Annotated in this window: 14 protein-coding genes; 8 read left to right on the top strand and 6 right to left on the bottom strand. The window is 33.3% G+C overall.

Features of this window, described 5'->3' with window-relative positions; translation table 11 throughout:
* Positions 1–19: 19 nt before the first annotated feature.
* Both ACRBBL_RS12350 and ACRBBL_RS12345 read right to left on the bottom strand, forming a co-directional pair.
* Positions 20–517: a hypothetical protein gene (locus ACRBBL_RS12350; RefSeq protein WP_431369366.1), complete on the bottom strand. Its 498-nt coding sequence runs from the start codon at positions 515–517 to the stop codon at positions 20–22.
* Between the two features lie 36 nt (positions 518–553).
* Complete coding sequence (locus ACRBBL_RS12345; protein WP_431369365.1) at positions 554–1,642, bottom strand: toxin-antitoxin system YwqK family antitoxin; 1,089 nt, start codon at positions 1,640–1,642, stop codon at positions 554–556.
* A gap of 147 nt (positions 1,643–1,789) precedes the next feature.
* On the opposite strand from ACRBBL_RS12345, the gene ACRBBL_RS12340 reads away from it, so the two are divergent.
* A complete protein-coding gene (locus ACRBBL_RS12340; protein WP_431369364.1) occupies positions 1,790–2,596 on the top strand; it encodes a TrmH family RNA methyltransferase in 807 nt (268 codons plus the stop codon).
* A 2-nt stretch (positions 2,597–2,598) separates the two neighbouring features.
* Here the strand turns inward: ACRBBL_RS12340 and ACRBBL_RS12335 are convergent, their stop codons facing one another.
* Positions 2,599–2,784 carry a hypothetical protein gene (locus ACRBBL_RS12335; protein WP_431369363.1) on the bottom strand — a complete coding sequence of 62 codons (186 nt, stop codon included), beginning with the start codon at positions 2,782–2,784 and terminating at the stop codon, positions 2,599–2,601.
* 175 nt (positions 2,785–2,959) lie between these two features.
* Here ACRBBL_RS12335 and ACRBBL_RS12330 point away from each other — a divergent pair, with 175 nt between their 5' ends.
* Positions 2,960–5,173, top strand: a complete 2,214-nt coding sequence (locus ACRBBL_RS12330; protein ID WP_431369362.1) for a RelA/SpoT family protein — start codon at positions 2,960–2,962, stop codon at positions 5,171–5,173.
* 49 nt (positions 5,174–5,222) lie between these two features.
* Here ACRBBL_RS12330 and ACRBBL_RS12325 read toward each other — a convergent pair whose 3' ends face one another.
* The 3 genes from ACRBBL_RS12325 to ACRBBL_RS12315 form a co-directional block, all read right to left on the bottom strand.
* Positions 5,223–6,833 carry a leucine-rich repeat domain-containing protein gene (locus tag ACRBBL_RS12325; RefSeq protein WP_431369361.1) on the bottom strand — a complete coding sequence of 537 codons (1,611 nt, stop codon included), beginning with the start codon at positions 6,831–6,833 and terminating at the stop codon, positions 5,223–5,225.
* 184 nt (positions 6,834–7,017) lie between these two features.
* The gene (locus tag ACRBBL_RS12320) at positions 7,018–7,254 is read right to left on the bottom strand and encodes a class I lanthipeptide (RefSeq protein ID WP_431369360.1); all 237 of its coding nucleotides are present in this window, start codon (positions 7,252–7,254) and stop codon (positions 7,018–7,020) included.
* A 34-nt stretch (positions 7,255–7,288) separates the two neighbouring features.
* Entirely contained in the window at positions 7,289–7,549 is a 261-nt protein-coding gene (locus tag ACRBBL_RS12315; RefSeq protein WP_431369359.1) for a hypothetical protein, read from the bottom strand.
* A 421-nt stretch (positions 7,550–7,970) separates the two neighbouring features.
* Here ACRBBL_RS12315 and ACRBBL_RS12310 point away from each other — a divergent pair, with 421 nt between their 5' ends.
* From ACRBBL_RS12310 to ACRBBL_RS12285, 6 genes are all read left to right on the top strand, one after another.
* Complete coding sequence (locus tag ACRBBL_RS12310; RefSeq protein ID WP_431369358.1) at positions 7,971–8,411, top strand: Fur family transcriptional regulator; 441 nt, start codon at positions 7,971–7,973, stop codon at positions 8,409–8,411.
* A gap of 34 nt (positions 8,412–8,445) precedes the next feature.
* A complete protein-coding gene (locus tag ACRBBL_RS12305; RefSeq protein ID WP_431369357.1) occupies positions 8,446–9,717 on the top strand; it encodes an adenylosuccinate synthase in 1,272 nt (423 codons plus the stop codon).
* A 126-nt stretch (positions 9,718–9,843) separates the two neighbouring features.
* Entirely contained in the window at positions 9,844–10,143 is a 300-nt protein-coding gene (locus tag ACRBBL_RS12300) for a hypothetical protein (protein ID WP_431369356.1), read from the top strand.
* 3 nt (positions 10,144–10,146) lie between these two features.
* Positions 10,147–12,009, top strand: coding sequence for a DNA mismatch repair endonuclease MutL (mutL, locus tag ACRBBL_RS12295; RefSeq protein ID WP_431369355.1), 1,863 nt, complete (start codon positions 10,147–10,149; stop codon positions 12,007–12,009).
* Between the two features lie 3 nt (positions 12,010–12,012).
* Positions 12,013–12,840: a rhomboid family intramembrane serine protease gene (locus ACRBBL_RS12290; RefSeq protein WP_431369354.1), complete on the top strand. Its 828-nt coding sequence runs from the start codon at positions 12,013–12,015 to the stop codon at positions 12,838–12,840.
* Positions 12,840–13,733: a rhomboid family intramembrane serine protease gene (locus ACRBBL_RS12285; protein ID WP_431369353.1), complete on the top strand. Its 894-nt coding sequence runs from the start codon at positions 12,840–12,842 to the stop codon at positions 13,731–13,733. Before ACRBBL_RS12290 ends, ACRBBL_RS12285 begins: the two co-directional genes overlap by 1 nt.
* Positions 13,734–13,736: the final 3 nt, after the last annotated feature.

The following is a 13,736-nucleotide window of genomic DNA, read 5'->3' as shown; positions in this document are numbered from 1 at the left end:
TACTTAAAACATTACAGTTCTAGAATTTTGACTTAATATACTTTCTGAGCTTTCCTTTCTTTTTGCGTCTAATTAGTTTTTCTATATCTGGTTGCTTTCCAAGTGCCGCTTTGTTCTTTTTGTAGAATTCAATAGTATGTTCTACCCCTGCTACTGCACAGTCTATCTTATCTTTAGCATAGTTATTTTCCAAACTATATTTTGTCCAACCGTACATAAAAGTCATCAAACAATCGCCACATTCTAAAGGTACAATTCCTGAAACGAGTTCTATTGACACTGTCGGACTTCCTGTTATCCACTTTAACAAAAAGGCATTTAGTTTTTCTCGTTTTGCGGGTTGTTCAGATGCAGGCGTGCGTTGCAACCAATCAATACTTTCCAAAACATGTGGTTCGTAGGTTGTATAATCTTCCGCTTTTTCAAATTTAACATCGTTAGGAATTTTTAATTCCTGAGCTGTCATCGTTGTTGTTACAAATAATAGTAGTACTAAGGTTTTAATTGTGTTCTTCATAGTTTCAATGTATAATTTATTTTTATTTTAGAGAGTTTAATGCATGATTGAATCTATAATTTCACCATTTTCCACCACCATTGTTTTTATGAGCCTTCCTTTTTCATTAAAATACTTAATATTTTCTAATGGAGTCATTCCTTTGGCTTTTCCTTCTATTTGTTTTGCTCCATTTTCATAATAAATGATAACTTTCCCATTTAGTTCATTCATAGCAACCTCTGCCCAATCTTTCATTTTCCCATTTTCATAATACGATATTTTTATTCCATCTGGCAAACTATTTTTAGTATCGCTTTTCGCTTTTAATTTTCCATCGGAAAAATATCTATACTCTTTTCCTATCGTAACTTTTGTAACAGTATCTAACGACCTTATTTTTAGATTTTTCAAAACTCCGTTTTCATAATATGTTTTGGCTGTATCTTTAAGAATTCCATACCAATAATTACCTCTAAATCTTAATGTGCCATCTAAATGAAATTCTTCCATTAAACCATGAACTTCTCCATTTTCTATAAAATTTCTTATTTCAATATTTCCATTTTCATAGTATATTATTCCTTCCCCTATTTGTTTTCCTTTTTTCCAATATGACACATCTTTTTGTTTACCATTAGGCCAATAGTTTTCTCTTTTCCCATGTTCAAGACCATCTTTCATTTCTATGATCTGCCTTAAAGTTCCATCTTCATTTCTATACTTTTTCCAAACACCTTGTTCTAAATGATTTTCCACCAAACCTTCACTAAAAACTGGACCTTTACTAGAATAGTTATATTTATAATATCCGTTTTCAAGGTGTGTTTTTATAATTGAATCTTGTTCCCGCCATTCTGTTTTTGTCAATTTCCCTTCTTTGTTGTGAAATTTTATAATTCTATTTGGGAAAGAATCAATAATTTCAATTTCTGCAAACGTATTTCCATTTGGATAAAAATATGTGAGTTGCCCTTTTTTATACTTAAAATCAGAGTTTTTACTTATTTTTTGCCAATACCCTGTTTTTCCATCTTCTTGATAAAAAACATACTTTGTATTTCTAAATTCAGACTCTTGAATACTATCCGAACAAGAATTCATAAATAGTAACAATGCAAAGCTTAATATTACTTTTTTAATCATTTTAACAAATTGATGTCTTTAAAACTACATGAAAAACAATTTACTATCAAATCTTTTTTTAAGAAATTAAAACCATTACTTCCATACAAATAATTCTAGTTACATTATTGTGTTTCATCAAAACAATCTCTTTCCTATATTTGCAGCATGTACAAACAGATTTCTAGCACACAAAATTCTACGATAAAACACATACTGCAACTTCAAGAAAAATCGCGAAGTCGCAGAAAAGAAGGAAAGTTTGTATTAGAAGGTTTTCGCGAATTAACGCTTGCGCTGAATGGAAACTACACTATTGACACCTTATTTTTCTATCCTGAGATTTGTTCTCGCGAAAGTGTAGAAACATTACTAAGAAATACTACAAATACGCCAGAATGTATTGAGATTTCTAAAGAAGTCTATCAAAAAATAGCCTATCGCACAAGTACAGAAGGTGTATTGGCAATTATGAAAACGAAAGAACATTCACTTGAAAACATTTCTTTTCATAACAAAAAACCATTGATTTTAGTGGCAGAAGCTCCTGAAAAACCAGGAAACATTGGCGCCTTACTTCGTACTGCCGACGCTGCAAATATTGATGCTGTTTTGATTGCAAATCCGAAAACAGATATGTACAACCCAAATATTGTACGCTCTAGTGTTGGTTGTGTTTTTACGACTCAAATTGCCACAGGAAGCACAGCCGAAATTATTTCATTTCTTAAAAAAGAAGAAATCGAAATCTATTGTGCGGCGTTGACTGCTTCTGAAAACTATCATGCACAAGACTTTCAAAAAGCAAGCGCCATTGTAGTAGGAACGGAAGCCACAGGTTTGAGTGATGAATGGTTAGATAATTCCACTCAAAACATCATCATTCCGATGCAAGGAAAAATTGATTCCATGAATGTATCAGTCGCTGCTGCAATTATATTGTTTGAAGCCAAACGACAACGGGGTTTTAAATAGGATTAATAATTACATCCATTAAAAAGCAAACACCAACCATTACCATTATTGAATACTGCACAAGCCCAACAATTGGCTGGTCCACAATCTGAGGTTTGTGAACACGGCCCAAATCCACCGCCCAAAATGTTACGTTGTTCGTTTTTACTTAAAACTTGAATTTCTTTAATTTTTAAAATAGTTTTCATGGTAGTAATTATTTATAATTTATGTTTCAAGTTACGTAACTTGCTGATAATCAATACAGAGTTAACACATAAAAAATGTATGGGAAACCAATACATTGCAGGAAATTTACTTTCTTTTCTAAATTCATAAAACATACCTTGCTTGTTACATTTCTTTAGCTTAATTTTAATTTATATGACCGAAATTGAGATAGAAAAAGAAAACGCGGCTATTGCCAAACAGTACAAAGAACTGTTGCGTATAAGTTATCAAGAGCTTTCTTCAGAAGATAAAAAAATCATCCGTAAAGCATTTGATGTAGCTGTGGATGCGCATAAAGATCAACGAAGAAAAAGCGGAGAAGCGTATATTTTTCATCCAATTGCTGTAGCAAAAATTGTAGCTTCCGAAATAGGAATGGATGCCACTTCTATTGCTTCTGCCCTATTGCATGATGTGGTTGAAGATACCGATTATACATTGGAAGACATTGAACAAGAATTCGGTGTTGCAGTTGCAAGAATTGTAGATGGACTGACGAAGATTTCGCATCTTAAGAAAGATAAAGATGTATCGTTACAAGCGGAAAATTTCCGTAAAATGTTGTTGACCATCAATGATGATGTGCGTGTAATTATTATCAAAATTGCTGATAGATTGCACAATATGCAAACAATGGCTTCTATGCCTGCGCACAAACAAGTTAAAATTGCCTCGGAAACCTTATATATTTATGCGCCTTTAGCACATCGTATTGGTTTGTATAATATTAAAACTGAATTGGAAGATTTAGGGTTAAAATATACCGAATCTGAAGTTTTTAACGACATTGAAAATAAGATTGAAGAAAGCAAAGAACAACAACAAGAATATATAGACAATTTTTCTTCCATCATTAAAAATTCATTAGACAAAGAAGATTTTGAATACAAAATAAAAGGACGTTTTAAATCGATTTTTTCTATCCGTAGAAAAATGATGAAACAAGGTGTAACCTTTGATGAAGTGTATGATAAATTTGCCATAAGAATTATCTATGACACGGAAGATTTAGATAACGAAAAATTCCTTGCCTGGAAAATATATTCTATTGTAACAGATCACTTTAGACCGAACCCTGTGCGTTTACGCGATTGGATTTCTTCTCCAAAATCTACTGGATACGAAGCCTTACACATTACAGTTATGGGACCTGGAGGTCGTTGGGTTGAAGTACAAATTCGTTCGCATCGCATGCATGAAATTGCAGAAAAAGGATATGCGGCACATTTTAAATATAAACAAGGTGAACAAAAAGAACAAGGACTTGAACCTTGGTTGAATAAACTACAGGAAGCACTTGAAAACCAAACCGCAAATGCCGTTGATTTTGTAGAAGAGTTTAAGCTGAATTTATATGCGAAAGAAATTTTTGTTTTTACACCTACGGGCGATTTAAAATCGTTACCAAAAGGCGCAACACCTTTAGATTTTGCTTTTAGTATTCATACGCAAGTTGGGTATCACACGCGTGGTGCTAAAGTGAATGGAAAATTAGTTCCATTGAGTCACGAATTAAAAAGTGGTGATCAGGTAGAAGTTATTACCTCAGATAAATCCAAACCAAATGCAAACTGGTTGGACTATGCAACAACTTCTAGAGCGCGTTCAAAAATAAAATCGTCTTTACGAGAAGAAAAGAAAGAAGTTGCTGAAGAAGGAAAAGAAATTCTACGAAGAAAATTAAAGCAATTAAAAATACCGCTCGACGAGAAATCAATCAACGAAATGGTAAGTCACTTTAAGCTCAAAACAAGTTTAGACTTATTTTATCGTGTTGGAATTGGAACCATTGACAATCAAAAGTTAAAAGAATTTGCTGCGCAACGAAGCAATAGTATTTTCAAATTTTTCAAAAATAAAATTCGACGAGGACCAACAATTCCTAGCGAAGAAATCAATCAGCCAGAAGTATCCAATCGTTATGATGTGTTGGTATTTGGAAAGGAAGAAGAAAAACTGAATTACAAGCTATCAAATTGTTGCAATCCAATTCCTGGCGATCCTGTTTTTGGTTTTGTGACCGTGAATGAAGGCATCAAAGTGCATAAAAAAGATTGCCCAAATGCTGTGAGTTTACAAGCAAATTATGCCTATCGCATCATGACAGCAAAGTGGATTGATTCTTCTCAGGAAGAATTTACAGCAATGCTTGAATTTACAGGAATTGATAATATGGGATTGGTGAATGAAGTAACGAAAATCATTTCCAACAACATGCATGTAAACATTAGAAACATCAGTTTTGAAACCAACGATGGCATTTTTACAGGTCGTATTATGGTAATTGTAAAAAACAATACCATTTTAAAACGCTTGATTACAAATTTGAAGAAAATTAACGGTATTGAAAAGGTGACGCGCGCTTAGTATATCTTTTAGATTGACTTATAAAAACAATAATTTCAACTAAAAGCTATTATTTTTTACGCCAAAACTCCCACCATTTTTTATTGTCTTTTTGCATAGCTTTAGGTGTGGAGGTTTTTTGTTGTGCTTGTTTACTTGATTTTTCTTTTTCTTGTTGTCTCCGCTCGTTTTCTAATTGTATTTGTTTTCTCTTGAGCTCATCTTTTCTTACTGCGATAGCACTATCTAAATCTGTTTTCATCTCAGAAGAAACCAGAAGTTGAAAACGTTCTAAATCAGCAATAGAAATTTGGTTGACATTCACTTGCAACCATTTTAAATTGAGCATTTTGGTAAATATTGAGTCAGGCAATATTGTAAGTTCATTAAATCTTAGATCGAGCTGCTCAAGAGATTGAAATTGATCAATAGATTCGGGAATAGTTGCCAGTTTATTCGTTGCAATATTGAATGTTTTCAAATTTTTCATGTTGATTACAATTTCAGGGAAATTTGTAAAAGAATTGTATTGCACGAAAAGCTTTTCAAGACTAGTTAGCCCCAAAATAGACTTCGGTAACTCAGTCAAATGATTCGAGCTTACATCTAAATGTTTTAGTTTAGTTAACCTCTCAATTTTCCCTGTTACAAATTGTAATTTGTTCCTATTTAAAATTAAAGATTCTAAGTTTTCAAGCACACCTATCTGCTTCGGAATTCGTTCTAGCTGATTGTTAGAAATTGTAAGACTCTTGAGTGTTGTAAGCTTAAATATTTCTACTGGAATAGCTACTAGCTTATTAAATGAAAATGAAAGGGATGTTATTTTTTTTAAAAGATGTATAGAACTAGGAACAGCTTCAATTTCATTCCCATAAAATGAAAGGTTTTTTATTTCGTTGATTACTACAGCTTTTTCTCTTGCATTTAAATTCACAGGACTATTTCTGTAACCATAAATCATTTTGTGTGCCACCAACCAATCAAAGACTTCATCATAACCTTCAGGGTTTTCTACTTGAATATTTTCACTCAATATAGCAATCCGTTTATTTCGTTCCTCTAATGCTTCTAACTTATGAAAAATTGTGAATTTATTAGTTAACAAATCTTCGCTATCTTTTCCATGACTCCAATTTAAATAATTTCCAATATGCCAATCACCAACATCTAGAAGTTTCAACTTATAAAAAGCTGCCCCAAATCCATGTTCTCCATCCCAAGTACAGCTGCCTGAAAATCCTATACATGATATACCATCTTCTTCTGTATCGCTAATATTTATAGCCCCAATTCCAAAATAATTGATAAAGTCATGGATATCATCTACAATAGGAAAACCAAATTTATTCCTTGAAGTAAACTTTTTACCTTTATAACCTATACTTTCATAACTTATTTCTGTATACACAGCATAAAATTCTAAGAAATATTCTTCGTCCTGTTTTAAATAGCGCGCCAAATTCTCTAACATCTGATTAGAATGCTTCAAAAGGAATTCATGTGCTGCAAGCTGTGCTTCGCTTGGCTGCATATCTTCATCAGTAGAGGAAAAGTTAATTTCAATCAGTTGGTCTTTCTTGAAATTTTGAAAGTAAGGTACAAAATCAGGGAATAGCTTATCAAACGTCGTGTAATAACCTAGTTCTTCACTCTCCGTTAATTCTAATTCAGGTTGCATTTTAATTAATTCTTTTCTTTTTAATTTCAAATTGCATACAATGATTATACATCATCGTTAATTGCAGTTAAAGTTAGCGAATAATCTACTATAAATATTGCAAATATTTTTATATATAATCCAAAAGCTGTCACTCACAATTTGGTTTGTGAGGACAGCTTTTCTTTTAATAACTACTATATTTTTAACACTGATCAGTATTGCATTTATCTGGCTCTCGCGTTGTTGTCGGACACTGCATACTACAATGACACGTAGCAATAATGGTACATGCGTCATGTCGTGTTTGAATTGTTTCAATAATTGTTTTAATTGCAATTGTTATAGGAATATCTGTTCCTCCATGCAATGAAACTGCATCTAAATTTGAAATTACTTTTTTGTGTAATTGTAATTTTTGTGTGAAATCTTTTTTCTTCATATCTGTTGGTTTTTAGTGTATTTATAGTGATCGCTTATATATGACATCCATCCATACAAGTTGGTGGAAATGTTGTTACCTGTGTTGTTTCTACTGGTTCTGGGCAGGTTTCTTTGGTAATATCTGTGACACAAATTCGCGGATGCGTTATTAAATGTGTTGCAATTTTAACCGTCGTAATAATTACATATCCAATTCCTATTGGGTCGGTTCCTCCTTGAATATGGCTTTGTTGTAGTTTAGAAATAACACGTTTTCCTAAATGAAGTTTGCTGTGGAATTCTTTTTTTTTCATGTGATGGTTGGTTTTTTAGGTTTACTAATATATAATTGAGTTATCTATTGGTTCACACATGAGGAGTGGCTATCTAAGTAAGGAAAATACACAAGTGCTTCTTTTCACTAAGGCACCTTAAAAACTAGCAGGCATTTTTTATTACATATAAAACAATAAACATCCTCAATTCACATCATAAAAGACGCGAATTGCAGTACAGTTTTACATGTATTTTAGGAGAACACACATTTCTGATAATCAGAAACATACTCACTAAATGTACATTTTTTAAAATGAAAAAACAAGCAAAACAAGATGAGAGGACTAAAAATTAGTCAAACTTTACACTCCTATTAAAATTCCCGACACGAATATGTACCTAAGTTTCAAAAATAAGTGTAAATTTGCTTTTTAATCTTCAGCCAAGATGCAACAAAACATGGAGGAAAATAATCAGGATATTGTAAAAAACGTTTTTACAAAGTTTTTAGAAGACAACGGACATCGAAAAACTCCTGAACGCTTTGCGATTCTACAAGAAATCTACGAAAGTGAAGAACACTTTGATATAGAGTCGTTGTACATCAAAATGAAAAATAAAAATTATCGCGTAAGTAGAGCTACGTTATACAACACGATAGAGCTATTACTAGATAGCAATTTGGTTCGTAAGCATCAGTTTGGGCAAAACCAAGCGCATTACGAAAAATCATATTTTGATAAACAGCACGATCATATTATTCTAACAGATTCAGGTGAAGTGATGGAATTTTGTGATCCTAGAATTCAAATTATCAAGAAAACCATTGAGGAAATTTTTGATATTGACATTCATAATCACTCACTCTATTTCTACGCAACGAAGAAAGATAAAAGCTAACAAACACAACAACACACTAACTTAATTTTATATAATGGCAGTAGATTTACTACTCGGACTTCAATGGGGAGACGAAGGCAAAGGAAAAATTGTTGACGTACTTACCGCAAACTACGATATTATTGCACGTTTTCAAGGTGGACCAAATGCAGGACATACTTTAGAGTTTGATGGCATCAAACATGTATTGCGTACCATTCCATCTGGAATTTTTCATGAAACCGCAACCAATGTAATTGGAAATGGTGTTGTGATTGACCCAGTCGTGTTTAAAAAAGAATTAGATGGTTTGGCTCAGTTCAACATCGACATTCAAAAGAAATTAATCATTTCAAGAAAAGCACACTTAATTTTACCAACACACCGCTTACTTGACGCTGCTTCGGAAGCATCGAAAGGAAAAGCAAAGATTGGTTCTACTTTAAAAGGTATTGGTCCAACTTATATGGACAAAACGGGTAGAAACGGAATTCGTGTCGGTGATTTGGAATTGAACAACTGGAAAGAAAAATATCGCGCTTTAACGAATAAGCATGAAGCGATGATCAATTTCTACAATGTAGACGTTCAGTACGATTTACAAGAAATGGAAGCTGAGTTTTTTGAAGCTGTAGAAGTTTTAAAGACATTGCAATTTATTGATAGCGAAGAATATTTACACCAAGCACAAAAAGGTGGAAAGACAATCTTAGCTGAAGGTGCACAAGGTTCTTTGTTAGATATTGACTTTGGAACGTATCCGTTTGTAACCTCATCTACAACAACTGCCGCTGGTGCTTGTACAGGTTTAGGAGTGGCTCCAAACAAAATAAAAGATGTTTTCGGAATCTTTAAAGCATACACAACACGTGTAGGCTCTGGTCCTTTTCCAACAGAGTTATTTGACGAAGTCGGTTCTGATATGGCTCGAATTGGACATGAATTTGGCGCCGTAACTGGACGACCAAGACGTTGTGGATGGCTCGATTTAGTTGCGTTGAAATATACTGCACAAGTAAACGGAGTTACACAATTAATGATGATGAAAGGTGATGTACTTTCTGGGTTTAAAACCTTAAAAGTATGTACAGCTTACAAATATAAAGGCGAAACTATTTCGCATCTTCCATACAATATTGAACCAGAAAACATTGAGCCAATTTATACTGAATTCAATGGTTGGAAAGAAGACTTGACGCAAATGTCAGATCCATCACAATTTCCAAAAGAACTCAACGATTACATTGATTTCTTGGAAAAAGAATTGGACATTCCAATCAAAATTGTTTCGGTTGGTCCAGACAGAACACAAACGATACACAGATAATTATAAAAAAGGCTTCCATAATGGGAGCTTTTTTTTCCACCTATTCTCAATCATTTTAACATTTTTTATAGTTTTAGGAATGGTTTTTGTTTAGTTTTTAGGTAACTTTGATATAATTCTACGCCTATGTTTTTAAAAGGAAATGTTTTTAAATTAAAAAAGAACAAACGATTCAATTATACACCTCGTTATTACGAAGGTAAAGAGACTAAAAATGTGTATGAAATTGAATCAAGATTTGTAAAACACCGCGAAGGTTTGAATACAAATGACTTTGGAGGACATTGGAAAGAAGCACGAAAAGCCAGTAGAAATCGAGGAAATCGTGAAGTGTCTCAACGTTTAATTATTATCATTGCTATACTTATATTGATTTTCTTATATTTTATTGACTTTGACCTATCAATATTTACTAGAGGAAAATAATACATGGCAGACATAATAAGGCTTTTACCCGATCATGTTGCAAACCAAATTGCAGCAGGAGAAGTTGTGCAGCGACCTGCATCTGTGGTAAAAGAGTTACTTGAAAATGCAATTGATGCAAAAGCAACCGAAATCAAACTAATTGTTAAGGAAGCTGGAAAAACACTTATACACGTTATTGACAATGGATTTGGAATGAGCGAAACTGACGCGCGACTTTCCTTTGAACGTCATGCAACATCTAAAATTCAAGCAGCAGAAGATTTATTTAATTTACATACCAAAGGTTTCCGCGGAGAAGCACTTGCTTCTATTGCCGCTATTGCACATGTAGAATTGCAAACAAAAAAGGAAGCTACCGAATTAGGAACACGCATAAAAATTGAAGGAAGTAAGTTGGTTACACAAGAAGTAATTGCAACACCAACTGGAACTTCTATTGCCGTAAAAAATCTATTTTATAATATTCCGGCACGACGCAACTTTTTAAAGTCTGATGCCGTTGAATTACGCCATATTATTGATGAATTTCAACGTGTAGCTTTAGCACATGCAAATATAAAATTGGTATTGTATCATAACGGAAATGAACTTTTCAATCTCCCAAGCAGCAACGAAAGACAACGTATTGTAAATATCCTGGGCGGGAAAACGAATGAAAAACTAGTTCCGATTCAAGAAGATACAGACATAGTAAAAATTAGCGGATTTGTTGGAAAACCTGAATTTGCAAAGAAAAGTAGAAACGAACAATTTTTCTTTGTCAACAACCGATTCATAAAAAGTCCGTACTTACACCATGCAATTACTGCTGCGTTTGAAGGTTTACTAAAAGAAAAGATGCAACCGAGTTATTTTATCTATCTCGAGGTAAATCCGGAAACGATTGATATTAATATTCATCCCACAAAAACAGAAATTAAATTTGACGATGAACATTCGCTTTACGCAATGTTACGTGCAACGGTAAAACACAGTTTAGGGCAGTTTAATATTGCACCTGTACTCGATTTTGAACGTGATTCAAATTTAGATACACCATACAATTATAAAAACAAACAAGCCGCAGTACCAAACATTCAGGTAGATCGTAGTTTTAATCCGTTTGCAGACGAAAAGAAACTTTCTGGAAGCACTGTAACACAACCACGATATACGAATTACAAAAAAGAGTCCACAGAAGGTTGGGAAAGTTTGTATGTTGGTTTGGAATCAAAATCAAACACAACAGCATTTTCAACTGCAAATATTGAGTTTGAATCTGAGGAAGTAACAAGTTCTTTGTTTACCAATGAAGAGCCTCGTGAAGCATTGACCTATCAATTGCATCGAAAATATATAGTAAGTTCTATCAAATCAGGAATTGTTGTAATAGATCAACACAGAGCACATCAACGTGTTTTGTATGAACAATTATTACGAAATATAACAGTAAGCGAAGCGGTAAGTCAGCAATTATTATTTCCAGTAAAGTTTTCATTCTCTACAAGTGAAATTGCACTTTTAAAAGAAGTGAAAGAAAGTCTAGAAAATATTGGCTTTATGTTTAGCGATATTACTGATGATACCATTGAGCTTTCTGGAATTCCATCTAACATTTCCGAAAGCGAATTGCAAATTATCATTGAGCAAATGCTGAACGATTTTCAAGGAGAAATTCCCGATACAGGATTTAGTCAAACCGATGTTTTAGTTAAGTCCTTAGCCAAAAGTATGGCAATTCGTACTGGAAAAAAACTAGAAGTTGAAGAACAACAAGCATTGGTAAACAACTTATTTGCTTGTAAAGAACCAACTATTTCACCATTTAACAGAACCATATTCATCACCTTAAGCGTAGATGATTTAGATAAAAAATTTATATAAATTATGATGCGCATTACAGAAACCGTAAAACATTTAATCATTATCAACGTCATTTTCTGGATAGCTACATTAGTGTTGGCAGAAAGAGGAATAGATTTGAATAATATTTTAGCGTTGCATTTCCCTTTAAACGATTCGTTTGAGTTTTGGCAACCTATTTCAAGCATGTTTATGCACTCGATGGCAAGTCCTGCACACCTTTTATTCAATATGATTGGATTATGGATGTTTGGTTCAGCCTTAGAACAACGTTGGGGAAAAATGAAGTTCCTTAGCTTTTATATGATTGCTGGTGTTGGTGCTGGATTAGTTCATACCTTGGTAAATTATATTGAATTTTATTCCATTACACAACAGGTAGCTGAATTGAATTTATCTTCTGAACAACTTAGACAAATTATTAATGCTGATATTGTAAACGGAAATCAGTATGTCGGAAAATTACTGTCCAATGAATTGCCTGCAATTTTAAATAGAGAGCAACTAATTGCTGTCAATGATATTAATTTTAGAGCAATGTTTGATCTAAACATTTTAAATCAAACACAAACTGTCGGAGCTTCTGGAGCCTTATATGGCGTATTGGTAGCGTTTGGTATATTATATCCTAACATGGAATTAATGTTAATGTTTATCCCAATTCCAATTAAAGCGAAATATTTTATTCCAGGGTTACTTTTGGTTGACTTTATTGGAGGAATTACAGGTGGCATCAGTTTATTTGGCGCTGGACAAATTGCACATTTTGCACATTTAGGTGGCGCATTGTTTGGCTTCTTATTGATGCTATATTTTAAGAAAACTCAGTTTAATAAAAATCGTTGGAATTAATGGATACAAAAGCACGTTTATTGATGATGTATCGTGGATATAATGCCGCAGAAAAATTGATTGCACTTAATATTGCCATTTTTGCAATTATGGTACTATTCAATGCTATTTTCCGTTCGTTTAACGGATATCCTCCTACATTTTTTTATGACTATTTTGCATTACCAAACGGAACAGAAGTTCTTTATAAACCATGGACAATCATAACCTATGCTTTTATTCATGGTGGGTTTTGGCATTTAATTTTCAACTGTCTTATATTATATTTCACAGGACGAATTTTTTATAATTTCTTTACAGAGAAACAATTTATTACGGTATATGCCTACGGAATTTTTGCGGGCGCGCTGCTATTTTTAGGCGCTTACAATTTATTACCAGCATTTTCAGAATCTCCAGCAATATTAATGGGTGCATCTGCAGCAGTATTGGCTGTATTGGCAGCTGGCGCAACGTATGCTCCAAACATGATTATCAACCTCTTTGGTGTCCTTCCGCTTAAGTATTGGATTTTAACAGCGTTATTAGTAATCTCTTATGTTGCAGCTATTCAACAAGGCAGTAACGTAGGTGGAAATTTTGCGCATATTGGCGGTGTACTTATTGGATATCTCTTTGTTAGTCAACTGCAAAAAGGCAACGATATTGGGATTGGTTTTGAACGTTTTTGGGATCGTTTAGTCGCATATTTTACACAAAAAAAGAAATCTCCTTTAAAAACTGTATACAAAAACAAGCAAACTAAACGTTCTACTAAGAAAGCATCTACACAAACCGCTTCAGAGAAACAACGAAAAGTAGATGGGATTTTAGATAAAATTAGTAAGTCTGGCTATGAAAGTCTGACCAAAGAAGAGAAAGACTTTTTGTTTAAAGCCGGAAAGGAAAATTAATGT

Origin of the sequence: Kordia sp., assembly GCF_050633145.1 — a bacterium.
Taxonomy (GTDB): domain Bacteria; phylum Bacteroidota; class Bacteroidia; order Flavobacteriales; family Flavobacteriaceae; genus Kordia.
Note: the sequence above shows the minus strand (reverse complement) of the source record. Positions and strands in the feature narration are given on the sequence as shown.